This is a genomic window from Halanaerobium saccharolyticum subsp. saccharolyticum DSM 6643, assembly GCF_000350165.1.
Lineage (GTDB): Bacteria > Bacillota > Halanaerobiia > Halanaerobiales > Halanaerobiaceae > Halanaerobium > Halanaerobium saccharolyticum.
In genome coordinates this window covers 385,146-411,073 of the sequence record NZ_CAUI01000015.1, presented here as the reverse complement: position 1 = coordinate 411,073, position 25,928 = coordinate 385,146, and the positions used below count along the sequence as shown (strand labels likewise).

The following is a 25,928-nucleotide window of genomic DNA, read 5'->3' as shown; positions in this document are numbered from 1 at the left end:
TTATTATCAAATCCAATTTGTGAGGGGTAACTAATGGAGAAAAAATATCAAATTATATTGATGATTTTATTTTTTATATTTTTAACCTTTATCTCATTTCTTTTTTCTCCTTTTTTTCACATAAGAGATTTTATTTTTCACTCTAGAAATGAAATTAATAAAAATGAATTAAGAGCAAATATCAATAAATTTTATGGGAAGAATTTATTGTTTTTAAATGAAAATGAGTTAAAAAAAAGTTTATTAGAGCATAACTTAATTTCTTCTGTTCAAATTGAAAAATCTTTTCCATCAGCGATACATGTAGTTATTGAAGAAAGAAGGGCGGTTGCCTGGTTAAAAAACAATAACAAAAAGTTAATATTTTCAGCTGATGGCATTATTTTAGATGAAAAAAAATTAGATAATGATTTACAAGTCCCGCATTTTGAAGGTTTTCCATATTATTTTGAAGAAGAAAAAATTGTACTACCAATAATAACAGATGAAATATTAAAAGTTCTTAATGATCTTGAAGATGATTATCTGTCTAAGATAAAAAAAGTAATTCTTCAAAATGATATTTACAAATTATATTTAGATTCAGGTGAAGGAGTAAATTTTGGTAGAAATGCAAATTTGGAAGAAAAATTCGCCATTTTGAATTCAATTTTAAAAAACAACCAAGATGCAAAAATTGATTATATTAATTTGCAGGTTATTAAACACCCTGTAATAAAATTTAAATAAATTATTTTAATCATAATAAAGGATTAGTATAGTTTATATTGAATTATTTTAATTGAAGCTAATTAAGACATTTATAAAATTTAAATAAATATTTAGATAAGAAAGGAGGTAGACTGTTGTGAAAAAAAGAAAAATAGTTACTGGGCTTGATATTGGTACTACCAAAATTTGCGCATTAATAGCAGAAATAGGTGGGGAAAACAATATAGAAATTATTGGTATTGGTTTAGCTCCATCTAACGGCCTCCGCAAAGGAATTGTAGTTGATATAGATAAAACCAGTCACGCAATAAAAAGCGCTATCCAAAAAGCAGAAAGAATGGCCGGTCAGAAGGTTGATTCAGCTTATGTTGGTATCGCTGGTTCACATATTGAGTCTATCAACAGTCATGGAGTTGTTGCAGTTACTGGAGATGAGAAAGAAATTAAAGAAAGTGACATAAAAAGGGTTATTGATGCAGCAAGAATAATTCCTGTATCAGCGGAGGAGGATATTTTACATGTTCTTCCTAGAGAATTCATTGTAGATGGAAGTCCCGGAATTCAGGATCCATTAGGTATGTCAGGTGTTAGATTAGAAGTTGAAACTCATATAATTAAAGGTGCTTCAACATCAATACAAAATTTAGTCAAAAGTGTTTTGAGAGCGGGCTTAAGTGTTGATGAGGTAGTTTTAGAACCACTAGCATCAAGTCAGGCAGTATTGTCGGAAGATGAGAAAGAACTGGGAGCAGTTTTAGTTGATATTGGTGGTGGAACTACTGATGTAATCGTCTTCCATGAAGGAAGCATAGCTCATACTTCTGTTTTGCCAGTTGGCGGTAATCATGTTAGTAACGATATTGCAGTTGGTTTAAGAACGCCGGTCTCTGAAGCTGAAAAAATTAAAATTATGCATGGCTCTGTTTTACCTGAAGAAATTGATGATGCAGAAAAGATAGAAGTTCTTGCAGCAAGTGGAAAAGAAAGAAAAAAGCTTTCTCGAAAAATGTTGTGTCAGGTAATTGAGCCTAGAATGAGTGAAATGTTTAATCTTGTAAAAAAAGAACTTGATAGTGCTGGTTCAACTGATTTAACTCCAGCCGGATTAATTTTAACAGGCGGAGCTTCTCTACTCGAAGGATCAGAAAGATTAGCTTCTGATATTACAGAATTACCGGTTAGAATTGGTGAGCCAGATTATGTAAGTGGTCTATCAAATGTTATAGATAATCCCGTATATATAAAAAAGGGTGATACTATACCGAGAGCAATATTTTCTACAGCAGTTGGTTTAATAGAATTTGCTTTAGAAAATGGAGATGCTAAAAATAGTAATGTTAGCAGTAATAGAAGTAATAATAGTAAAGAAATTGTAAGTGGTTTTTTTACAAAATTAAAAAATTGGTTTAGTGAATTTTTCTAAAATCATTTTTTAAACTTACATATTATCCTTAACGGGGAGGGAAAATTAGTGTTTGATATTGGAACAGAAATTGAACAATTTGCAAATATAAAAGTAGTTGGTGTTGGTGGTGGAGGTAATAATGCTGTCAACAGGATGATAGAAGAAGGTCTTGATGGGGTTGAGTTTGTAGCTATTAACACAGATGCTCAAGCTTTAATGTCTTCGAATGCAGGTATAACAATTAGAATAGGTGAAAAAATAACTAGGGGTTTGGGAGCAGGTTCAGATCCACAAATTGGATATGAAGCAGCAGAAGAAAACAAAGAAGAAATTGCCCAGGCCATTGATGGTGCTGATATGGTGTTTATTACTGCAGGAATGGGTGGTGGAACAGGTACAGGAGCAGCTCCTGTAGTAGCAGAAGCAGCAAAAAAACAGGGAGCTCTAACTGTTGGAGTTGTAACTAAACCGCTTACTGTAGAAGGTAAAAAAAGAATGAATAATGCCATTACAGGTATTGAAGAATTAAAAAATAAAGTTGATACTTTAATTGTAATTCCTAATGACCGTTTATTAGAGGTTGCTGAAAAACAGACTAGTTTAATGGATGCTTTTAAAATTGCGGATAATGTTTTAAGGCAGGGAGTACAGGGTATATCAGACTTGATTACAATTACTGGTATTATTAACCTTGACTTTGCAGATGTAAAAACAATTATGACAGATGCCGGCTCAGCTTTAATGGGTATTGGTACAGCTGATGGTGAAAATAGAGCAACTGATGCAGCTAAATTTGCAATTGCTTCTCCATTATTAGAAGCTTCTATAGATGGTGCTAGAGGTGTATTATTAAATATAACTGGTGGAATGGATTTAGGAATTCATGAAGCAAATGAAGCAGCACGCGTAATTCAGGAAGTAGCTGATCCAGATGCTAATATTATTTTAGGAGCAGTTATTGATGAGGAATTAGAAAATGAAGTTAAAGTAACAGTAATTGCTACTGGTTTTGACACTTCTACTAAGAAAAAAGTTGAAAAGAGTAATCAGGAAGAGGAAATGCCAGAAGAAGAATTTGAAATGGAAAGTTTCTCTGGTGATGATCTTGATATACCAGCTTTTTTAAGAAATAAAAAAGAATAATAATCTGATCCTGATGTGATTTTGCATCAGGATTTAAATTATTTTTTTCTTTTGAAGGTGATGTTAATGAAAAAAGATAAAAGCATAAGCTTTAAGCCATTTGTTATAATTTTTGTCTTGATAATTATTTTGATTATAGGAATTCAAATTTTTGGAGCTTCTAGATTTGAAAGCATTTTAGCTGCTCAAGGGGAAGTTATAGACGGTTTTTGGTCAGAAGTTTTAATAGTTAGAGATGAAAAAGTGATCGAATCTCCTATATCAGGAAGAGTAGATTTGCTAGCTGGTGAAGGTGATCGATTTGCCACAGGTAGAGAACTTGCAGTAATAAAGTCTTCTAACCATCGGCAAAAAATTTTTAATAAACAGGCAGGAATAGTAAGTTTTGCAGTTGATGGTTTGGAAAGTAAAATTAATTTTGATAATTTAGATCAGATTAATTTAAATAAATTTGATGATTTTAAAGCTAACTATGAGCATTTACTCTCTGGAGATAAAATTAAAAAGGGTGAAGCTTTGTATAGAGTAGTTAATAACTTCAAACTTTATTTAATAGCAGAAGTACCCGAATATCAGTCAGATAGATTTAATATTAATGAGTTGATTTTTATTGAAGAAAAAAAAACAGATGAACTTTATGAAGCAAAAATAATTGATATAAGGCATGATTTAAATAAAACATTTTTCTACATAAAAGTAGAACATTTTATTCCCGAGTGGATTAATAGAAGAAGAATTGAATTAAATATTATAAAAAATATTTATAGAGGTATAAAAATACCTCGAAAGGCAGTTTTTAGTCAATTATCCGGGCAAGGTGTACTTAAAGTTATTGGATATAATAAATATGAGTTTCAGGAAATCATAATCTTGAATGGAAATGAAGATTATGTTATAGTAAGCGGTCTAGAGATTGGTGATGAAGTAATTACAAACCCAGAAGATTTTGATTATGGTAGGGAGGAATAGTTTTAATGCAAAAAGAAAAATTAATTAATAATTTAAAAAATGTTCAAGAAAACATAAAAATAGCAGCAGCAAAAGCGGATCGAAATTACGAAGATGTTAAAATTCTTGCAGTTAGCAAAAAACATAGTCATGAAGAAGTTAAAATTCTTAAGCAAGCGGGAGTTAAATTATTTGGAGAAAATAGAGTTCAAGAATTAGAAGAAAAAAATGAAAATTTGCTTTCAGATGATATAAAAATTGACTGGCATTTCATTGGACATTTACAAAGAAATAAAGTAAAATATTTAATGAGAATGGAAAATTGTCGGATGATACAGTCTATTGATAGTTTAAGGTTGGCGAAAGAAGTTAATAAAAGAGCAAAAAAGAACGATCGAAAAATACCAGTTTTGGTAGAAATTAATATTTCGGGAGATGAAAATAAATTTGGTATTGCCCCCGAAAAAGCCGAGGAATTTTTAAAGAAAATAATTAATTTAGATTTTCTAGAAATAGAGGGTTTAATGACTATTTTACCATACTTAGATGATTCTGAAAAACTACGTTCTTATTTCAAAAAAATGAAAAAACTATTTGATAAACTTTCAGCTGAAGTTATTCCTTTAAATGAACTTTCAATGGGGATGACAAATGATTATCAAATTGCTGTAGAAGAAGGTTCTACTATTGTAAGAGTCGGAACAGCAATTTTTGGAGAAAGAGAATATTAATGATTTGGAGGAAATTGAATGTATATTTTAGCAAGAACAATTAGTGCTATTTTTGAAATTTTGAATTTATTAATAATTGGTCGTGTTATCATTTCATGGGTTAGACCTAACCCTGGAGATATGAGATGGCGTAAGGTAATAAAATTCATTTATGATATAACAGAACCTATTTTAGGGCCGATCAGAGAACTGCTTCCAAGTGGTGGGATTTTAGGTCTAGATCTTTCACCTATAATTGCTTTGTTTGCTCTATCAATAATTAGGAATTTTTTGATTAATATTGTAATATAAGGTGGGAATTTATGTTTGATGAGGATAAGTTATTAAATCATTTACACAGAGAAGAAGATAGAAGGTTGGGGTCTCATGTTCTAGATAAATGTGAACAGGTATTAAAATATCATAAAACACAGGCTACTGATTTTTTAAACCCATATCAGATAGAAATAGCTGTACCTTTAATTGAGCAAGTTGCAGAAATTAATTTTAAAAAAGAAGGTGGTTATCATAGAGCGGAAAGAAAACGGCTGGTTATTTTTCCCGAATATCTTTTTCCTGATTTAATTGAAAAACAGATTAAGATTTATCAGCTTGATGGTAATTTTGCTTTTCAAAAATTAACTCATAGAGATTTTTTAGGGGCATTAATGGGTTTAGGTTTGCAGAGAAAAATGATTGGTGATATTCTTGTTCATTCAGACTCTGCTCAGATTATTGTAGCGGCTGAAATTCAGGATATAATTGAGTTGAAATTAGACAAGGTTCATCAGGTTCCAGTGGAAGTTAAAGAAATTGATGAGTCTGAAATAATAAAGCCTGTAAAACATGAAAAAGAAATATTGACAACAGTTGCTTCTATGAGATTAGATTCAGTTGCTAGTTCTGGTTTTGGTGATTCCCGTAATAAAATGTCTCGAGACATAGAGAATGAGAAAGTAAAATTGAATTGGAAGATTGAATCTGATCCTGCAGCAGAAGTTGAAATTGGTGATTTGATTTCAGTTAGAGGCAGAGGTAGAGTTAAAGTTGAAGAACAAAGAGGTATTTCAAATAAAGGTAGAATTAAGTTAACTTTAAAAAGATTAACTTAAGTTAAAAGGAGGGATATTTTGAAATTGAACCCACTTGACATATATAATAAAGAATTTAAGAAATCTACTTTTGGTTATAATACTAATCAGGTTGATGAATTTTTAGATGATGTAGGAATCGCTTATGAAAGACTGCTTAAAGACCTCAATAATCTGCAGGAAGAGAATAGATCTTTAAAAGAAAAAATAGAAAATTTTGAAGCAATGGAAGATAAACTGCAGAATACATTAGATACCATGCAGGGAACTATATCTGAAAGGGTTGAGCAGGCTGATAATGAGGCTAGAATGATTATTAAAGAGGCGAGAATGAAAGCAGAAAAAATAAAAGAGAATGCTCAAGATGAAGTTCTTTCAGAAAAAAGAAAATTAGAGCAGTTGAGAGAACAGAGAAATTTCTTTAAAATTCGTTTTCAAACTCTTTTAGAAAGTCATTTAGAAATGCTAAAAGAAGATGATCAGAATTATTTGGGATCTGATTTAGAGAATGATGATGATTCTGATTTTGAAAAAGCTACTAAAAATAATGTTGATAACACAATTAGTAATGGAAAAGAGATTACAGAGAATAATTAGCTCAATAAAACTTGACTTATTTTTACTGATAGTTTATAATTGAGAAAAATGTTATACAAATAAATTGATTATGAAAGGGACAGTATCAATTTTTAATTGTTTTTAGCGAACCGGGGCTGGTGGAAGCCGGGAAACATAAAATTGAGAAGATCACCCTGGAGTCGGTATATGAATAGATTAGTATACCCGTATTTCTGCGTTAAAGATTGCTAAGATAAGATTAGTAATTAATAAGTTGAATTAACAGCAGCTATTTGATTACTAATTTTAATTAGGGTGGTACCGCGGTCTCTCGTCCCTTACAGGACGGAGGCTTTTTTTATTTTTAATATATTTTTACAGGAGGTTATAAAAGTAAATGAGTTATAAAGAGACAATTAATTTACCTAATACAGATTTTCCAATGCGGGCAAATCTAAGTGAAAGAGAATTGGATTTTCAAAAACTATGGCAGGAAAAAAAGATTTACGAAAAAGCAGTCGAAAATAGAGAAGGTAATGAACCTTTTATTTTGCATGATGGTCCTCCTTATGCAAATGGAGATATACATATTGGTCATGCCTTAAATAAAGTATTAAAGGATTTTATAACAAGGTTTTCCACTCTTAAAGGTTATTATTCTCCTTATGTACCGGGATGGGATACACATGGTTTACCGATAGAATATCAAGTAACAAGCGAAATGACAGATGAAGAAAGAGCTGAACTTTCTGTCCCCGAATTAAGAGAAAAATGTACAAATTATGCTTTGAAATATATTGACCGCCAGCGTGATCAGTTTAAGCGTCTTGGTGTTTGGGGAGAATGGGAGAATCCATATCTGACCTTAAATAAAGAATATGAAGTAAAACAGATAGAAGTTTTTGGAGAAATGGCTAAAAAAGATTTGTTTTATCGCGGCAAAAAACCTGTACACTGGTGTCCAAGTTGTGAGACAGCTCTTGCCGAAGCAGAAGTAGAATATGGTGAAGATAGAGCACCTTCTATTTTTGTTAAATTCCCAATGATGGATCAGGTTGAAGTTGGTGGAGTTACTTTAAATAGTGAAGATAGCTATATAGTTATCTGGACAACAACTCCCTGGACTATTCCTTCTAATATGGCTATTGCTTTTCATCCAGAATATCCTTATGTTGTTGTAGAAGTAGAAGGAGAAAAGCTGGTAATGGCTAAAGCACTTGTAGATTCAGTAATGTCTCAAACTGGAATCAAAGAATATGAAATCATTAGTGAAGACTTTAGTGGTAAAGAGCTTGAAAATAAAAGAGCAAAACATCCTCTGTTTGATAGGGAATCTCTTCTAATTCTTGGAGATCATGCAACTTTAGAACAGGGTTCAGGTTGTATCCACACTGCTCCCGGCCATGGTCATGATGACTTTGTAGTTGGACAAGAATATAATTTAGAAGTTTATTCACCAATGGATAACAAAGGTTATTTTACCGAAGAGGCTGGAGAATTTGCTGGCAAACATTATGATGAAGCTAATATAATGGTAACTGATAAATTAAAAGAAAAAAATCTGCTGATGGATTTAAGCTTTATTGATCACCGCTATCCTCACTGCTGGCGTTGTAAAACTAACTTAGTTTTTAGAGCTACAGATCAGTGGTTTGCATCTATTGATGCAATTAAAGAAGAAACACTGGCTGCTATAGCAGATGTTGATTGGCACCCTGAGTGGGGAGAAGAAAGAATGACAAATATGATTTCTGAACGCTCAGATTGGTGTATTTCTCGTCAGAAAAAATGGGGAGTACCAATTCCTATTTTCTTCTGTGATGATTGTGGAGAAGCAGTAATTAATGATGATACTTTAGACTCTGTTAAAGAAATTTTTGCAGAAAAAGGTTCATCTTCTTGGTATGAGCTTTCAGCAAAAGAACTATTGCCAGAAGCTTATAGTTGTCCTCATTGTGGTGGGAATCACTTTACAAAAGAAGAAGATATTATGGATGTCTGGTTTGATTCAGGTTCCAGTCATAAGGCTGTTTTAGAAACTAGAGATAATTTAAGCTGGCCAGCACAGGTTTATCTTGAAGGTACAGATCAATATCGTGGTTGGTTTAACTCTTCACTATTAACAGCTGTAGCAACAGAAGGAGTTGCCCCTTATAAAGAAGTAATTACTAATGGTTTTACTGTAGATAAAAAAGGTAATAAGATGTCTAAATCCAAAGGTAATGTGGTTTCTCCACATAAAGTAATTGACCAGTATGGTGCAGATATTTTAAGATTATGGGTTGCATCTTCTGATTTTAAAAATGATGTTAGAGTTTCAGACAATATTTTAAAACAGAGTTCTGAAGCTTATAGAAGAATTAGAAATACCTATCGCTTCATTTTAGGTAATATTAGTGATTTTGATAGCGAAGAAAATTATGTAGAATACGAAGATCGCAGAGAATTAGATCGCTGGATTATGATTCGTCTGCAGGATTTAATTGAGAAAATAACTACTGCTTATGAAAAATACGAATATCACAGAGTTTATCATGATGTTCATAACTTCTGTACTGTAGAAATGAGCTCTCTTTATATGGATATTACTAAAGATCGTTTATATACAGATGGAACAGATTCTTTAAGTAGGCGCTCTGCCCAGAGTACACTTTATGATATTATGATGGCTTTGGTTGTTACACTGGCGCCAATAATTCCTCATACATCAGAAGAAGTTTGGCAGTTCTTACCTGATGAAATGAAATCTGAAGAAAGCATCTTTTTAACTGATTGGCCAGAAGTTAAGAAAAATTATTATGATCAAGAACTGCTTGCTAAATGGGATAAGCTCTTGGCAATTAGAAAAGATGTATCTAAAGCTTTAGAATTAGCAAGAGCAGAAAAGAAAATAGGTAACTCTCTGGAAGCAATGGTTGAACTTGCGGGAACATCGGAAGCTCAACAAGAGTTATTGACTTCAGAAATTGATCAATTAGCTGACCTATTTATAGTATCTCAGGCCGAACTTAATGATGATTTAAATGCTGAAAATGCTCATCAGGGTGAAGAAAGTTCTGTTTTAGTAAAAGTTAGTGAAGCTAAAGGAGAAAAATGTGATCGCTGCTGGAAGTATGATGAAACAGTTGGTGAACTGGAAGCCCATGACGATATTTGTCAGCGATGTGCAAATGTAATTGAATCAGAAAAATAAATTAATATTCATGAATTAAAATAAAATAGTATTAAGCAAATAAAAAGCAGCCAGAGATAAAAAATGGCTGCTTTTATTTTATCAAAATATATTGATGACAAAAAGAAGTTTTGAAATTGTAGATTAATTTTCTTCAAAAAACTCGATGTTTGCCCATTCCATTTTAACAAATCTTTTTACTACTATTAGTGCAATAATAACAAAAGAAATTATTTCGGCAATCCAGACTCCAGCAACTCCATAATTAGAGATAACAATTAAATAATAGGAGAGAGGTATAAAAATAACCCAGAGTCTGATTATAGTAATGTACATTGCACCTTTTGTATCTCCAGCCCCTCTTAAGGCACCGACCATAATTATTACAAAAGCTAAAAATGCTTGATTCAAAGCTACAATTCTTAAAATAGGAGCAGAATAATTAATAACCTCTGCTTCAGTTGTGAAAATCCTGAGTGCAAAGACCGGGAAAATTAGATAGGCTAAAGCAAGCGCAGTTCCAATTAAAGCACCCATTACTGCAGCTGTTAAGCCACTTTTTAAAGATTCTTCTGGATCATCTTCTCCCAGATGCTTGCCGACAATTGTAGTAGCAGCAATAGCGATTCCTATTGCTGGCATAAATGATAATGATTCAATATTTAATAAAATTCTAAATGATGCTTCTGCAGTAGTATCCAATTTAGAAATAAAAATTCCATTAACAAAAAATGCTACCTGCATAAATAATTGTTCAATTCCAGCTGCATAGCTCAGATTAATAAGAGGTTTAAATATCTTACTGCTAATTTTCATCCAGCTTGGATGGAGTTTTAAAACTCCTTTACTGCTTGCAAATAAAACTAAATATAGTGCCGCTGCTATAAAGCGAGCAAAAGCAGTTGAAATAGCTGCTCCGGCAATACCTAATTCTGGGAATATCCAGAAACCAGTAATTAAAATATAATTACCAATGATATTTAAAATATTAGCAATACCTGTGATATACATTGGTGTTTTAGTATCTCCAGAACCTCTTAATGCTGCTGCAGCTGCAAAAGAAATAAACATGAAAAGTTGTCCAATCGCAATATATTTTAAATAAGTTGTTCCAAAAGATTTAACAACTGCTGTAATATCATAAACATTCAAAATCATGTTAGCAAAAAAGAAAGTAAATAAAGTAACTATTATCCCCAAAATTATATTTAATGTTAAATTTTCATTCATTATTTTATTCATTCTTTTTTTATTACCCTCACCATAACTGCGGGAAACCATTGCAGTTGCTCCAGCATTGAAAGCAGAGAAGACAAATATCAGAGTGAAAATAATTTGATTAGCAAATCCAACTGCAGCCAGGGCTTCTTTACCGATAAAACGACTGATCATAATTGTATCAGCCATTCCAACCAGAGTATTTAATGACATTTCGAGCATGGCTGGTAGAGCAAGCATAAAAATTGTTTTCGCACGCCTGCTGCTGTTTTTAGTTAATTCTAGTTTCATAATCTTTCATCCTTTATTTATATATATTTAAATGTGAGATTATATTTAAATAATCATCCAACTCTTATCTTAGCATATTATAAAAAGATATAAAAGAGTAATTATTAATTGTCTAAGTTATTTCAATATGTTAAAATTATATATGGAGTTGAGATAATGTATATTGCCCTATTTTCCATAATAATAATTATAATAGATCAGCTGAGTAAACATTTTATTCGAGTTTATTTGAGTCAATCTCAAAAAATATCAATTATAGGTGATTATTTTTATTTGACTTTTGTTAAAAATCGAGGAGCAGCCTTTGGAATTTTGGAAGGTCAGCGCAGTTTTTTTATATTAACTACAATCTTTTTTTTAGTTTTTATTATTTATCTTTATAAGAAGGAACTTCCTAAAATATTTGTAGCAAAAATTGCTTTAATTTTCTTATTGGGAGGAAGTATAGCAAATCTTATTGATCGAATAATATTTCATTATGTAACTGATTTCATTGCTTTTGATATAATAAAATTTTATCAATTGCCGGTAATTAACATTGCTGATATTTTTATATTTTTTGGAGTTTTAATTTTAATTTATCAATTACTTTTTTTAGCAGATAGAGGTGCTTAAATGGAGGAATACAGTCTTAAAGTAGAGAAAAAAGACCAGGGGCAAAGAATAGATAAATTCTTAGCTTCTGAATACGATGATTTATCACGTTCATTTATTCAAACATTAATAGAAGAAAAAAAGGTTACAGTAAATGGGGATATAGTTGATAAAAGTTATAAAATAACTGAAAATGACTTTTTGAAAATAATTATTGAAGAAAAAGAAAGTGAAATCAAAGCTGTAGAAATGGATTTGGATGTTGTTTATGAGGATCAGGATATAATTGTGATTAATAAAAATGCTGATCGAGTTGTTCATCCAGCTCCGGGCCACCACGATGACACTATTGTTAATGCACTACTGGCCCATGTTGATAATCTATCAGCAATAAATGGAGTCAAAAGACCTGGAATTGTTCACCGATTGGATAAAGACACTTCAGGCTTATTAATTGTGGCTAAAAATGATAAGAGTCATAAAGAATTGGCCAAACAATTTAAAAATAGGACTGTAGACAAATATTATTATGCTCTAATTGAAGGGAATTTAGCATATAAAAAAGGTAAAATAGATGCTCCAATCGGAAGGGATCCCAAAAACAGGAAAAAAATGGCTGTCCGAAAAAGAAGAAGTAAAAAAGCTATTAGCCGTTTTAAAATAATTGAAGAGTTTAAAACTCACACATTAGTTGAAGTGAAAATTGAAACTGGTAGAACTCATCAAATTAGAGTGCATTTTTCTTATTTAGGACATCCAGTAGTTGGAGATAAAAAGTATGGATCAAAAAACACTTTAAATGCTAAAAGACAGCTCTTACATGCTAGAAAACTAGCTGTTAAGCACCCAACAACAGGTAAAAAAATAGTATTTGAAGCAGAATTAAAAGACGATTTTAAAGAGATTTTAAATAAGCTTAGAAGCTAAAAGATAATTTTAGCTGCAAAAATATAAAAATTACTAGGAGGAGATTATTATTTATAATTCAATTCAATTAACAGAATCAGTTCACTGGGTAGGAGTAAATGATAAAGAGACAGATTTGTTTGAGTCATTATGGCCTTTACCAGAAGGTATAGCTTATAATTCATATGTTATTAATGACGACAAAGTTGCACTAATTGATACAGTAAAAATTAATTATACAGATACATATTTAGAAAAAGTAAAAGATGTTATAGGAGATAAAAAAGTTGATTATTTAATAATTAACCATATGGAGCCTGATCACTCAGGATCTATAAAATCAATGCGTGAGGCTTTTCCTGAGATGAAAATTGTTGGTAATGCTAAAACTCTTAACTTTTTAGAAGGTTTTTATGGTATTACTGAAGGAACAATGGTTGTTAAAGATGGAGATGAGCTTGACTTAGGTTCTAGAACTTTAAAGTTTTATCTAACTCCAATGGTTCACTGGCCAGAAACTATGATGACTTTTGATCAGAAAGAAAAAATATTATTTTCTGGAGATGCCTTTGGTGGTTTTGGTTCTTTAAATGGATACTTATTTGATGATGAAGTTAATGTTGACCATTTTGAGGATGAAATTAGAAGATATTTTTCAAATATAATAGGTAAATATGGTCCTGTAGTCCACAGAACAATTTCAAAATTAAGTGATCAAATTGAAGAGATTGGAATGGTAGCGGCTACCCATGGCCTTGTTTGGAGAAAAGATCCTGCCCATATTATAGAAGAATATGATAAGTGGAGCCAGCAGCAGACAGAAGAGGGTGTAGTTGTTGTTTATGGTTCAATGTATGGTAACACAAAAATAATGGCTGAAGCTGTAGCGCGCTCTTTATCCGAAAGTGGAATTGAGCAGATTAAGTTATTTGATGTTTCTCGTAAAGATATTTCATTTATTATTAATGATATCTGGAAATATAAAGGAATTGTATTAGGTAGCTGTACTTATAACACTAAGGTTTTCCCACCAATGGACTACCTACTTAAAAGTTTAGAAAGCAGGAATTTGAAAAATAGAGTACTCGGCATTTTTGGATCTTACAGCTGGAGTGGTGGAGCTTTAGATAGATTAGAAGAGTTTAGTGAAACAGTTAGCTGTAATCTTGCTGAGCCAGTTATTGAATCTCAGTTTGCACCTGGTGGAGATATTTTAGAAAAATGTTATCTCTTAGGTGAAAATGTAGCTAAAAAGGTAAAGGAAAACTGCAAATAATTTCTAGTTTTAATTTATAGCTGAAATATCTACTTACTTTGCTGTCTATTTTTTCATAAATAGATAAACAGAGTAGGTAGATTATTTTTTTAAAATAATATTCAAAAAATTAAAGGAATTTAAATAACTATTGTAGAAGTAATAATATACAGAATATTTTAAAGAATTGTGTCAGAATTTTGAAATACACTGACATAAAAAATAAACATTAATAAACTGAAAGGCTGGTGGAAAAATTGAGTAAAATTACTAGTAAAGACATTAGAAATTTTTGCTTTATATCACATGGAGGTGCGGGTAAATCAACACTGACTGAAATGCTGCTTTATAATGCAGGAGTGATTGATCAACCAGGCAGTGTTGATAAAGGAAATTCACATTCCGATTTTAGTGCTGTAGAAAAGGAACATAAACATTCTGTTCATAATAGTTATTTTAATTTTGAATGGCATAATAAATTATTTCATTTTATTGATACTCCCGGCTATGCTGATTTCCGCAGTGAAGTAATTAGTGCTTTAAGAATGGTAGAAAGTGCAGTATTGCTGGTTGATGCAACAGCTGGTATAGAAGTTAATACAGGTTATGTCTGGGAATTAGCCAAGAAAAATGACCTGGCAAAAGCTGTATTTATTAATAAAATTGATAAAGAAGAAGCAGATTTTGATAAAGTTGTTGATGAACTAAGATCTACATATGACGATAGTTTTGCAATTGTAACTATTCCGTATTATGAAGAAGGTAAATTTGTTGGAATAATTGATTTGCTTGATGAAAAACTATATAAGTCTGCAGATGGAAAACCAGATGCATATCCGATTCCTGAATCAGAAAAAGAAAGAGTAGAAGATTATGAATTAAAGTTAACTGAGGAAATTGTAGAGTTAAAAGAAGATTTAATGATCAAATATCTTGATGGAGAAAAAATTACTATTAAAGAGTTGACTAAAGCTTTTGAGGAAGAAGTAGCAAGTGAAGAATTAGTCCCTGTTTTTGCTGGATCAGCTTTGGAAAATTGTGGTGTGGGTAAATTTTTAGATGATTTAACAAAAATATTCCCTTCAGCAGCTGAAGTACATTCAGATCATTTAGTCAAATCAGGAGAAGTTTTAGCTCCTTATCCAGAAAGTGAATTTAGCGCTCAAATTTGTAAAACTATGGTCGACCCTTATATTGGTAAATTATCAATCTTTAGAGTATTTTCTGGTAAATTAGAACGCGATGATTTAGTATATATTCCAAATATTGATGAAGAAATCAAAGTTACTAAACTTTATAAACTTAATGGTGAAGATCAGGATAATGTCGATAATCTAACAGCTGGTGAAATCGGTGCAGTGGCTAAATTAGATGAACTAGAGACATCTTATACAATCAGGGATCCCGAAACAGGTGTTTATTATCACGAATTAGAATTCCCAAAACCTATGTACAGCAGAGCAGCATATCCTGCCGAGGGAGTAGATGAAGAAAAAATGGCAGCAGCGTTACACCGCTACAGTGATTCTGATCCAACTTTTAATGTTAATTATAACAAAGTAACAAAAGAATTAATCTTAGATGGAATGGGAACAATTCACTTTACTATGATTAAAGAAGAATGTCAGCGGAAATATGATGTTGACTTTACCACTCAGGAGCCAAAAGTTGCTTATAGAGAAACTATTCAGCGCAAGATGGATGTTGAAGAAAAGTATAAAAAGCAATCAGGTGGGCGTGGTCAGTATGGTCATGTACTAATGAAAGTTGAACCACTTCCTCGAGGTAGAGGTTTTGAATTTGAGGAAGAAATTTTTGGTGGTGCAATTCCAGGCCAGTACATACCTGGTGTTGAAAAGGGAGTTGCTGAAGCTAAAGAATCTGGGGCATTGGCTAATTATCCAGTAGTTGACTTTAAAGTAGTTTTATATGATGGCTCTTATCATGACGTTGATTCTTCAGAAATGGCTTTTAAAATTGCAGCTTCTAAAGCCTTTAGAAAAGCTCTAGCTCAGGGTAAATGTGTTCTGTTAGAGCCAATTATGTCAGTTAAAGTTACAGTCCCCCAGGATTTTATGGGAGATATAATGGGTGATTTCAACTCTAGACGCGGTAGAATTGAGGGAATGGAACCTCAAAATGGAACCCAGATTATTAAAGCAAAGGTTCCAGAGGCAGAAATGTTTAATTATGCTGTTGAATTAAAATCTATAACGGGTGGATATGGTTCCTTCGATATGGAATTTTCTCATTATGATAAAGTACCAGGTGATATAAGTGAAAAAATTATAGAGAGAGCTAACAAAGAGAGTTCTTAATTATTAATTAAATAAGCTTAAATAAAATAATTGAGGCCAGCTATTACAGCTGGCCTTTTTCCAACTCATAGTATATAATAATTTTTGGAGGCAGAGATATGGAATTTATTTTAATTATTTTATCATCTTTATTGTTTACAATACCACATTATTTTCCAGCTTTATTTTTCTTGAGCTGGTTTGCTTTCATACCATTAATTTATTTAATTAAAGATTATGATTACAGTCATTCATTTATAATTGCCTTATTAATTGGTTTTTTAAACTCTGCAATTTCATTTTACTGGATTTATCAACCTCTTAGTAAAACACTTAAAATGCCATTTTCATTTAATATCTTTATTTTATTCATTTATTTTTTATATTCTGCTTTGCCACTTGGAGTTTGGGTTATTATCAATAAATTTTTGCAGCCCAAATATTCTTACAGTCCTTTTATTGCCGCTATCAGCTGGAGTGTGCTGGAATATTTTCGTTTTGAATTTTTAAATTTTAATCCCTTCAATTATTTTGCTTATACTCAAAGTTCATTTAATATTATCGCTCAATATGCTTCTTATGGGGGTATATTTTTAGTTTCATTTATATCAGTTTTGATTGCTTCTTATTTGCTTAAAATATATTTAGATCCTAACTGGAAAAAGGCTCTTCCACTATTAATAATTTTTATCATTTTAATAATTTTTCCTTTAGTTATTAAATCCGGTCATGAAGAAAATATAAAAAATCAGAGTCTTGATATATTGATAAATAATTCAAAAGAAAATAGCAATATGTTTAAGAAAATCGAAGCAGAAATTAATGATTTTGCAGCTCTAATTGAAAATAAAAAGAGTAAATTTATTTTTACGGCAGAAGATAGTTTTAGTTTTGATTTAATTAGAAATAGTTTTTATAGAGAAAAGCTTTTTTCTAAATTAGAAAATAAACTTAATGATTCTTATTTACAGCTTGGTAGTAATGCTGCAGCAGCTGAAAATTATAATTCTGAAATCCTTAATTCTTTATTTTTATTATCTGAAGAACTAGAAATTATTAATCGCAGCAATCAGCAAAGAAATTTTATCTCTGGAGTTAATTTTAGATATAAAGATGATTTAATTGAAATTTCTTCTGATTATTTGAATCTTAATAAAAAAATGATAGAAAATAAAAAAATTGAAATTATAAAAATTGAAGAACTTAGATTCGTTAATTTATTTTCAGATGAAATTTTTATACCATTAGTTTCAAAAAGCAAAAATTACAAAGGAGATTTAAATTTAATTGTAAATTCAGCTGTAGAAGCAGGGATAAATTCTAAAGTGTATAGTAATTTAGCTTTAGCAGCATCAGTTTATAGAGCTGCTGAAAGTAATACAGCCTTAATTAGAGCAGTAAGTGGTGGATATAGTGCTTACATTGATTATCGAGGGAAAATAATATCAAAAGAAAAATTAGAAAATGATATAAAAACCTATAATTTAACTCTTTATCAAGGTCAGAGCTATTATCAGAAATATCCTACAAGAATAACTAATATTCTTATTTTTATTTTCTTTGTTATAACATTTATTAAAATCATGTTTGAATTAAGAAAAAAATTAAGCAGCAGAGATTAATCTGCTGCTAATTTTTTTAATATTATTTTATCTGCAGGATCAATATAAATTGTTTGATACTTGTCATAATAAACAAGGCCTGGTTTTGCACCTTTCGGTTTATTAACATTTTCTACAGGTGTATAATCGATGGGTACATTTGTGGATTCTCTTGCTTTACTAAAATAGGCGGCGATTGCAGCTGCCTGTGCAAGAGTTTCTTCTGGGACTTCTGCTTCTGTATCTCTCTTTATTATAACATGTGAGCCAGCTATTACCTTAGTATGCAGCCAGATATCACCATCATTTGCAATTTTTTTTGTTAATCTGTCGTTTTGTTTATTATTTCTTCCAACTAAAATTTGATAACCATCACTTGAAATGAATTTGCGTGGTGGAAGTTTTTTGTTTTTATTTCTTTTATTATTCTGTTTTTGTTTTTTTATATAATTTTCTTCTTTTAATTCCGCTTCAATTTCCTCTAAGTCATCTAAACTTTCAGCTTGTTCTATATTCATACTCACTTGTTTTAAATATTTTTCTTCATGTCTGAGTTTTGCTATTTCTCTTTTTAAGTGTTTAACACTTTTTTTCAATTTATTATATTTTTTAAAGTATTTTTGAGCATTATCTGAAGGAGATTTTGAGGGGTCAAGTTTGATTTCAATTTTTTCTTGCTCATCACTATAATAATCCTGAACTATAACTTTTTTATCACCCCTATTAATCTGGTAAATGTTTGCAGTAATCAACTCTCCCATTTTTTTATATTTTCCTGCATCTTTACTTTCTTCTAATTGGTTTTTTAATTTTTTTTGTTTTTTAAGGTTTTTATTTAAATAATTATTGACGACTTTATTTAATTCTCTAATTGAGCGTTTCAGTTCCTTATCTTTTAAAAACTCTTTAAAATAATAATCCATCATTTGATCAATATCATTAAATTCTTTTAGATCTTCTGGATTTCTGTGTTTTAAGATAAAAGCTGAAATATAGTCAACTTCATTATCTTTAACAGCAATAACTGGATTATAATTTTCTTTTTTAAATTGAGAAAACAAATTGAGCATTGATTCTGCAATTGCATTTTTATTTGAATCAGATAAATTATTATAATTTTCAGCTGGATCAATTCCAGCTCTATAAACAATTTCTCGAGCTGAATAAGGACCGATACCTCTAAAATTATACATTACTGCTCTAAAAGCTGCCTGAGAAAAATTTTCCTCAATAATCTGTCTAAATTCTTCTTTGTTTTTGAGGTCTAAGGGGTTAAGTTTATCTTGGGCAGGAGGTTTTTGATATTTAATTCCTGGATATAACTGTCGCTCAGAATTTTGTTTTTCTGTAATTCTTTTCATTGCATCTAACACTACTTCGTTATCATCTAAAAGAATTACATTACTGTATTTACCCATTAATTCTGCTATTAAGCTATATTCTTTGCCTCTTTTTTCAATATTTATTCTAATCATTCTTTCAAACTCAGGTTGAATTATTTCTTGAATGTATGAGTTTTTTAAATATTTACGAAGCATCATACAGAAATCAGGTGGGTAGGAGGGGAAGTCAAAATCTATTTCAGTTAAATTTATCCTGGCTCCTTGTGGATCAGTAGAAATAAGAAGTTCTAAATTTTGGCTGTTATTTCTTAAACGAATAATTAAATATTTTTTTTCTATTTGATAAGCCTTTTCGATTCTGGCACCTAAGATTTTACCTTGCAAATTATCTTTAAGTGCAGATAACATTATTCCATCGAAGGCCATAATTATCACTCCATTCTTTTTTTATATTAAATTAAGTATAAAAGAAACTTTGCTTTGAGTCAATAAATTAAACATTTGTTTAAAACAAAGAAGGGCCTATTCGCTTGTCAAAAAAGCAATGCTGTGGTATCATTAATAAAGATAAGGAGTCAAGTTAATTTTAGATAAATAAGTTTTTGGGAGGTAAAAATAATGGATGTTAATTTAGTTAATATTGGTTTTGGTAATATTATTGCAGCAAATAGGGTGATTGCAATTGTAAGTCCAGAATCAGCACCTATAAAGAGAATTATTCAGGAAGCACGCGAAAGAGGCATGCTAATTGATGCTACTTATGGACGTCGCACTAGAGCAGTTATAATTACAGATAGTGACCATGTTGTATTATCTGCAATTCAACCAGAAACTGTCTCACACCGACTAGAAGATGAATAAATAAAAATGGAGGTATTTTATAATGGCTAAAGGTTTATTATTTGTATTATCCGGACCATCCGGTGTGGGGAAAAATACAGTTTTAGATGAATTATTTAAAGATTTTGATGGGGTCTCATATTCTGTTTCTGCAACCACCCGCGAAAGAAGAAAAGGTGAAGTTGAGGGAGAGAATTATTTCTTTATTTCAGAGGAAAAATTTAAAGATATAGAAGCAGATGATGGATTTATTGAAAGTGCTGTTGTACATGGTCATTATTATGGGACACCAAAGAAATTTGTTGATAAAAAATTAGATGATGGTGAAGATATAATTTTAGAAATAGACACTCAGGGCGCAAAACAGGTTAGAGAAAAATATCCTGAGGCTGTATATATATTTTTGCTGCCACCATCTTTAGAGGAATTAGAAAATCGACTTGATAAAAGAGGATCTGAAAATAATAAAAGCAAAAATATACGCTTAAAAAATGCACGTCAGGAATTAAAAGAGGTACATAATTATGATTATGAAGTGATTAATGATAATTTATCTGATACCGTAAAAGAAATTAGGAAAATTATTTTAGAAGAACAAAAAAGGAGAGATTCTCAATGATTACTGAACCTTCTGCAGAACAATTAGTTGATAAAGCGGATAGTCTATTTACAGTTATTATCTTGGCTTCAAAAAGAGCAAGACACCTTAATGAAAATGGACCAAAATTATTAGAAAATTATAGAAGTGAAAAGTTAGTTTCTAGAAGTTTAGAGGAAATTGAAAAAGATAAAATAACTTATGAAAAGCGTATGGAAGCCCCAGAATAAAAAGTAAAATATAGGCATCATATTTTTATAGAAATTATTAAATTATTAAATTATTATATAAAGGAGCAATAAAATGTCTGCAAATATTATTTTAGGTGTAACAGGTGGAATAGCAGCTTATAAAAGTGTTCAAATAGCAAGTGAATTGACTAAATTAAATCATAATGTTTATACAATTATGACTGAGTCTGCAGCTGAATTTGTCAGTCCATTGACATTTCATTCTATTACACATTTACCAGTAGAAAGTAAATTATTTAGCACTACAACAACTGAGGTTAAGCATATTGGTTTAGCAGATAAAGCAGATTTACTTTTAGTTGCTCCTGCAACTGCTAATTTTATTGCTAAAGCCGCTGCTGGTACTGCAGATGATCTTTTAACAACAGTTCTTTTAGCAGCACAAGCACCAATTATGGTTGCACCTTCTATGAATGTGCATATGTTTGAAAATCCAATAGTTCAGAGAAATATGAAAACTTTAGCTGATCTTGGATATAAGATTATAACTCCTGATACTGGTTATTTAGCTTGTGGTTATACTGGAAAGGGAAGACTTCCAGCCCCCAAAAGATTTGTAGAAGAAGTAAAAAGAGAATTAGCTAAAAAAGATCTTAATAATAAAAAGGTTATTATAACAGCTGGCCCGACTAGAGAGTCTTTAGATCCAGTAAGGTTTTTAACAAATCACTCTAGCGGCAAAATGGGTTATGCTCTGGCTAAAGCTGCTTCTTATCGAGGTGCGGAAGTCAAATTAATTTCTGGCCCAAGTGAATTAGAGACTCCATTAGGCGTTGATCTGACAAGGATAGAGACTGCTGAAGAAATGAAAGAAGAAGTTTTTAATGAATTTGAAAATGCTGATATTATTATAATGGCAGCTGCTGTTTCAGATTATAGACCTCAAGAAGTTAGCAGTCAAAAAATCAAAAAGTCTGATGGTGATTTAGTTCTAAAATTAGAAAGAACGACTGATATTTTGGCTGAACTGGGTAAAATAAAAAAGCCGTCTCAGTTATTAATTGGCTTTGCAGCTGAAACTGAGAATCTATTAGAAAATGCTCAGAAAAAATTAAGGGAAAAGCAGGCCGATTATATTATTGCAAATGATATTAGTAATAAAAATATAGCTTTTGGTAGTGATAAAAACCAGGTTAATATTTTAAGTGAAAAGGATAGTATTCAACTGCCTTTAGCTGAAAAAGAAGAATTGGCTCATAAAATATTTGATTATATCTTAAATTAAGAATAAAAAAATATAAAATTAAGAATTTTTTTCTAAATTTGATATAAAATTATTGTGCTTTATTGACTTAATGTAAAAAATAAATTATAATTATAGTAAGTTTTAATTAATTTTGTTAATATTATTTAAATTTATATTTGGAGGTGATTTTAGAATAGAAAATTAAAAATTCAATATTAAAAATAAAAAAGAGGAGGAAGAAGTATAGTATGAGAAAAATAACTTTAACAACTTTTATTATTTTAGCAGTGATTATGTCGGTTTTTGTTACAGGAGTAATGGCTCAAGAACAGGGTGGAACTTTAGTTTTTGGTCGCGGAGGAGATACAGTAGGGTTAGATCCGATTCAGGTTACTGATGGAGAATCATTTAAAGTAACACAGCAGATCTATGATACACTTGTTGATTACACACCAGGTGGTACAGAAGTAGAACCAGCTCTGGCAACTGACTGGGAAGTATCTGAAGATGGATTAACATGGACTTTTTATTTACGTGAAGGTGTAGAATTCCACGATGGAAATCCTTTTAATGCAGAAGCAGTAAAATGGAATTTTGATCGCTGGCGTTTAGAAGATCATCCTTACCATATTGGTGGAGAATTCACCTATTATAGTTATATGTTCCAGGGTTTCCCAGGAATTATTCAGGAGGTTAATGCAGTAGACGAATATACAGTAGAGTTTATTCTTTCTGAAAAACAGGCTCCTTTCTTAAATAATCTGGCTATGGTTCCTTTCGGGATTTCCAGTCCAGAAGCTGTAAAAGAATATGGAGAAGATTATTTTAAAAATCCTGTTGGAACTGGTGCTTATACTTTAGAAGAATGGCGTCAGGGAGACAGAGTTATCTTAAAAGCAAATGAAAATTATTGGAGAGAACGTGCTTATTTAGACGAAATTGTTTTCCGTTCAATTCCTGATAATTCAGCTCGATTCTTTGAATTACAGGCTGGAACAATCGATATGATGGATGGAGTAAGTCCGGAAGATGTTGAAAGTGTAAAAGAGTCTGATGAAATTAAGCTTTCATTAAGACCAAGTATGAATGTTGGTTACTTCTCTATGAACTTTAATGTAGAACCTTTTGATGATGTTAGAGTTAGAAGAGCATTTAACCACGCAATTGATAAGCAGGCAATTATTGATGCATTTTATTCTGGTTTAGCAGAACCTGCTAAGAATCCAATGCCACCTTCTATCTGGGGTTATAATGATGAAATAGAACCTTATGAATATAATCCAGAAAAAGCAAAAGAATTATTAGCAGAAGCAGGATTAGAAGATGGATTCGAATTTGATCTCTGGTATTTACCTGTGCCAAGACCATATATTCCACAGGGTAAATTCATTGGTCAGGCTATTCAAAGTTATTTAAGTGAAATTGGTGTAAATGCTAATCTGGTTACTTATGATTGGAGTACCTATTTAGATAAAACTAAAAAGAGAGAAGCTCCAACATTTATGTTAGGTTGGACAGGTGATAATGGTGATCCAGATAACTTTATTTATGTGCTTTTAGATCAGTCTAACAATAGAAATGCATATGCAAATGATGAACTGTCTGAAATTTTACTTGAAGCACAAAAAACTATGGATCAGGAAAAAAGAGTAGAACTTTATAAGGAAGCTCAGGTTATAATTCATGAAGACGCTCCCTGGGTACCTTTAGTTCATTCAACACCACCAATTGCATTGAAAAATAATATACAAAATTATATTCCTAACCCAACTGGTACAGAGAAGCTGCATAGAGTATGGTTGGAAGAATAGAGAATTAGAGTAAATAAAATATTAATCATAAAACCAATCTGCGGCTTATTTTAAGCCGCAGATTAACTTTGAATAGGAAGGTGTAATTAAGAAATGTTTAATTATATAATAAAAAGATTACTTGCCTTGATCCCTATTTTAATTGGAGTAGCAGTTATAGTTTTTTTGATTGTTCATTTGATTCCAGGTGATCCTGCTCAAACAATGCTGGGTGAAAGAGCAAGTGACGAAGCGTTAGCGAAATTGAGAGAAGACATGGGACTTAATGATCCACTCCCAGTACAGTTTTGGCGTTATGTAAAAGACCTTTTAAGAGGTGATTTGGGTCGTTCAATAATGAGTAATAACCCTGTTAGTCAAGAGTTATCGCAGCGATTCCCCGCCACCTTAGAGCTGTCATTTTTTGCAATAGTTTTTGCGGTGTTTGTTGGTGTTCCGGCAGGTATTTTTGCTTCAATTAATCAGAACTCCTGGTTTGATAATTTAAGTATGTTAATAGCTTTAATGGGAGTTTCAATGCCTATTTTTTGGTTGGGCTTAATGTTTATCTGGCTTTTTGCAGTAGAATTAGGTTGGTTTCCACCATCATCAAGAATAGGTGTTGGTCTCGAATTTATTCCTATGACTAATCTTTATGTTATAGATAGTATTATTCAGTTAAACTTTACTGCCTTAAAAGATGTTTTACATCATCTTTTTCTGCCAGCAGTTGCACTTGGGACAATTCCGATGGCAATAATTGCTCGAATGACACGTTCATCAATGTTAGAGGTATTGAAAAAAGATTATATAAGAACTGCTTATGCTAAAGGTCTAAAAAGAAAAATGGTTATTTTCAAACATGCACTTAAAAATGCAATGGTTCCAATTATTACCGTTGTTGGACTTCAGTTTGGAGTTCTACTTGGTGGAGCTGTAATGACTGAAACAATTTTTTCTTGGCCTGGTCTTGGTAAGTACCTTGTAGATGCAATATATGCTAGAGACTTTCCAATAGTACAGGGAGGAATCTTATTTTTTGCAGGAGTTTTTGTAATAGTGAATTTGATTGTCGATCTATCATATGCTTTAGTAGATCCACGGATTCAGTATGAGTAGGAGAGGAGTACAGCAGATGTCAGATATTAAAAAGAAGAATATAATGAAAAAAAATACAAATCCCTGGTTTGAAGCCTGGCGTAGATTATTAAAAAGCAAAATTGGTATTGCCGGTTTAGGAATTATTATATTTTTAATATTGGTAGCAATATTTGCACCAGTCTTAGCACCTTATGATCCATTTAAACAAAATATTATAACAAGATATAAGGCACCATCAGCAGAACACTTATTAGGTACAGATGAAATGGGCAGGGATATATTAAGTAGAATAATTTATGGATCAAGAATTTCAATTCAGGTCGGTTTAGTTTCAGTAGCTTTTGCTTTGGTATTTGGAGTGAGTTTTGGACTTTTGGCCGGTTATTATGGTGGTAAACTTGACATGGTGATTATGCGTTTTATGGACATTATGCTTGCTTTTCCAAGTATATTATTGGCGATAGGTATAGTGGCCATTTTAGGACCGCAGTTGAAAAATGCTATGTTGGCAATCGGGATTATAAATGTTCCACGTTTTGCCAGGATTGTAAGATCATCAGTTTTATCAATTAAAGAAAGTGAATACATTAGTGCGGCTAGAGCTCTAGGTGCTGGAGATTTCAGAATAATCTTTAAGCATTTATTGCCGAATGCGATGGCACCTTTAATTGTTCAGACTACTTTAAGTATTGCAACTGCTATTTTAGAAGCTGCAGCTTTAAGTTTCTTAGGCTTGGGGGCTCAGCCACCTTCTCCAGAATGGGGAGCAATGTTGAGTGATGCTAGAGCTTCTCTTCAAAGAGCTCCTTGGGTTGCAACTTTCCCTGGCTTAGCTATCATTTTTGGTGTTTTAGGATTTAATCTTTTAGGTGATGGTTTAAGAGATGCACTTGATCCTAAGATGAAAAATGTTTAAAAT

At 31.4% G+C, this 25,928-nt stretch carries 23 protein-coding genes and 1 other annotated feature; of the genes, 21 read left to right on the top strand and 2 right to left on the bottom strand.

Annotation, left to right across the window (positions count from 1 at the left end; genetic code table 11):
- The first annotated feature begins 33 nt into the window (after window positions 1-33).
- From HSACCH_RS07240 to ileS, 9 genes are all read left to right on the top strand, one after another.
- Window positions 34-729, top strand: coding sequence for a cell division protein FtsQ/DivIB (locus tag HSACCH_RS07240; RefSeq protein ID WP_005488888.1), 696 nt, complete (start codon window positions 34-36; stop codon window positions 727-729).
- 118 nt (window positions 730-847) lie between these two features.
- Window positions 848-2,134 (top strand): cell division protein FtsA, encoded by a 1,287-nt coding sequence (ftsA, locus tag HSACCH_RS07235; protein ID WP_005488887.1) that lies wholly within the window; start codon window positions 848-850, stop codon window positions 2,132-2,134.
- A 48-nt stretch (window positions 2,135-2,182) separates the two neighbouring features.
- Window positions 2,183-3,259 (top strand): cell division protein FtsZ, encoded by a 1,077-nt coding sequence (gene ftsZ, locus HSACCH_RS07230; RefSeq protein WP_005488886.1) that lies wholly within the window; start codon window positions 2,183-2,185, stop codon window positions 3,257-3,259.
- Window positions 3,260-3,325: 66 nt separating this feature from the next.
- On the top strand, window positions 3,326-4,228 hold the full coding sequence (locus tag HSACCH_RS07225; RefSeq protein WP_005488885.1) for an HlyD family efflux transporter periplasmic adaptor subunit: 903 nt from the start codon (window positions 3,326-3,328) through the stop codon (window positions 4,226-4,228).
- A 5-nt stretch (window positions 4,229-4,233) separates the two neighbouring features.
- Entirely contained in the window at window positions 4,234-4,938 is a 705-nt protein-coding gene (locus tag HSACCH_RS07220; RefSeq protein WP_005488884.1) for a YggS family pyridoxal phosphate-dependent enzyme, read from the top strand.
- Window positions 4,939-4,956: 18 nt separating this feature from the next.
- Window positions 4,957-5,229 (top strand): YggT family protein, encoded by a 273-nt coding sequence (locus HSACCH_RS07215; RefSeq protein WP_005488883.1) that lies wholly within the window; start codon window positions 4,957-4,959, stop codon window positions 5,227-5,229.
- A gap of 11 nt (window positions 5,230-5,240) precedes the next feature.
- Window positions 5,241-6,029 carry a YlmH family RNA-binding protein gene (locus HSACCH_RS07210; RefSeq protein WP_005488882.1) on the top strand — a complete coding sequence of 263 codons (789 nt, stop codon included), beginning with the start codon at window positions 5,241-5,243 and terminating at the stop codon, window positions 6,027-6,029.
- Between the two features lie 18 nt (window positions 6,030-6,047).
- A complete protein-coding gene (locus HSACCH_RS07205; RefSeq protein WP_005488881.1) occupies window positions 6,048-6,605 on the top strand; it encodes a DivIVA domain-containing protein in 558 nt (185 codons plus the stop codon).
- A gap of 61 nt (window positions 6,606-6,666) precedes the next feature.
- Window positions 6,667-6,908 (top strand) — a binding site (T-box leader).
- Window positions 6,909-6,963: 55 nt separating this feature from the next.
- Window positions 6,964-9,759, top strand: a complete 2,796-nt coding sequence (ileS, locus tag HSACCH_RS07200; protein WP_005488880.1) for an isoleucine--tRNA ligase — start codon at window positions 6,964-6,966, stop codon at window positions 9,757-9,759.
- 123 nt (window positions 9,760-9,882) lie between these two features.
- On the opposite strand, the gene HSACCH_RS07195 is transcribed toward ileS, so the two are convergent.
- On the bottom strand, window positions 9,883-11,247 hold the full coding sequence (locus HSACCH_RS07195) for an MATE family efflux transporter (protein ID WP_005488879.1): 1,365 nt from the start codon (window positions 11,245-11,247) through the stop codon (window positions 9,883-9,885).
- Between the two features lie 156 nt (window positions 11,248-11,403).
- On the opposite strand from HSACCH_RS07195, the gene lspA reads away from it, so the two are divergent.
- The 5 genes from lspA to HSACCH_RS07170 all read left to right on the top strand — a co-directional run bounded on the left by lspA (window position 11,404) and on the right by HSACCH_RS07170 (window position 17,921).
- Window positions 11,404-11,862: a signal peptidase II gene (lspA, locus tag HSACCH_RS07190; protein WP_005488878.1), complete on the top strand. Its 459-nt coding sequence runs from the start codon at window positions 11,404-11,406 to the stop codon at window positions 11,860-11,862.
- Window positions 11,863-12,768, top strand: a complete 906-nt coding sequence (locus HSACCH_RS07185; protein ID WP_005488877.1) for an RluA family pseudouridine synthase — start codon at window positions 11,863-11,865, stop codon at window positions 12,766-12,768.
- A 49-nt stretch (window positions 12,769-12,817) separates the two neighbouring features.
- Window positions 12,818-14,023 carry an FprA family A-type flavoprotein gene (locus HSACCH_RS07180; protein ID WP_040477185.1) on the top strand — a complete coding sequence of 402 codons (1,206 nt, stop codon included), beginning with the start codon at window positions 12,818-12,820 and terminating at the stop codon, window positions 14,021-14,023.
- 236 nt (window positions 14,024-14,259) lie between these two features.
- Window positions 14,260-16,320 carry an elongation factor G gene (gene fusA / locus HSACCH_RS07175; RefSeq protein ID WP_005488875.1) on the top strand — a complete coding sequence of 687 codons (2,061 nt, stop codon included), beginning with the start codon at window positions 14,260-14,262 and terminating at the stop codon, window positions 16,318-16,320.
- 98 nt (window positions 16,321-16,418) lie between these two features.
- Window positions 16,419-17,921 carry a hypothetical protein gene (locus HSACCH_RS07170; protein WP_005488874.1) on the top strand — a complete coding sequence of 501 codons (1,503 nt, stop codon included), beginning with the start codon at window positions 16,419-16,421 and terminating at the stop codon, window positions 17,919-17,921.
- On the opposite strand, the gene HSACCH_RS07165 is transcribed toward HSACCH_RS07170, so the two are convergent.
- Complete coding sequence (locus HSACCH_RS07165) at window positions 17,918-19,669, bottom strand: Rqc2 family fibronectin-binding protein (RefSeq protein ID WP_005488873.1); 1,752 nt, start codon at window positions 19,667-19,669, stop codon at window positions 17,918-17,920. The genes HSACCH_RS07170 and HSACCH_RS07165 overlap by 4 nt on opposite strands.
- Window positions 19,670-19,861: 192 nt before the next feature.
- Here HSACCH_RS07165 and remA point away from each other — a divergent pair, with 192 nt between their 5' ends.
- From remA to nikC, 7 genes are all read left to right on the top strand, one after another.
- Window positions 19,862-20,104 carry an extracellular matrix/biofilm regulator RemA gene (gene remA / locus HSACCH_RS07160; RefSeq protein WP_005488872.1) on the top strand — a complete coding sequence of 81 codons (243 nt, stop codon included), beginning with the start codon at window positions 19,862-19,864 and terminating at the stop codon, window positions 20,102-20,104.
- 22 nt (window positions 20,105-20,126) lie between these two features.
- The gene (gene gmk / locus HSACCH_RS07155) at window positions 20,127-20,702 is read left to right on the top strand and encodes a guanylate kinase (protein ID WP_005488871.1); all 576 of its coding nucleotides are present in this window, start codon (window positions 20,127-20,129) and stop codon (window positions 20,700-20,702) included.
- Window positions 20,699-20,911, top strand: coding sequence for a DNA-directed RNA polymerase subunit omega (gene rpoZ / locus HSACCH_RS07150; protein WP_005488870.1), 213 nt, complete (start codon window positions 20,699-20,701; stop codon window positions 20,909-20,911). Before gmk ends, rpoZ begins: the two co-directional genes overlap by 4 nt.
- A 73-nt stretch (window positions 20,912-20,984) precedes the next feature.
- Entirely contained in the window at window positions 20,985-22,157 is a 1,173-nt protein-coding gene (coaBC, locus tag HSACCH_RS07145; protein ID WP_005488869.1) for a bifunctional phosphopantothenoylcysteine decarboxylase/phosphopantothenate--cysteine ligase CoaBC, read from the top strand.
- 209 nt (window positions 22,158-22,366) lie between these two features.
- Window positions 22,367-23,929, top strand: a complete 1,563-nt coding sequence (locus tag HSACCH_RS07140) for an ABC transporter substrate-binding protein (protein ID WP_005488868.1) — start codon at window positions 22,367-22,369, stop codon at window positions 23,927-23,929.
- Window positions 23,930-24,022: 93 nt separating this feature from the next.
- Window positions 24,023-25,027 (top strand): ABC transporter permease, encoded by a 1,005-nt coding sequence (locus tag HSACCH_RS07135; protein ID WP_005488866.1) that lies wholly within the window; start codon window positions 24,023-24,025, stop codon window positions 25,025-25,027.
- A gap of 16 nt (window positions 25,028-25,043) precedes the next feature.
- Window positions 25,044-25,925 (top strand): nickel transporter permease, encoded by an 882-nt coding sequence (nikC, locus tag HSACCH_RS07130; protein WP_005488865.1) that lies wholly within the window; start codon window positions 25,044-25,046, stop codon window positions 25,923-25,925.
- Window positions 25,926-25,928 lie beyond the last annotated feature (3 nt).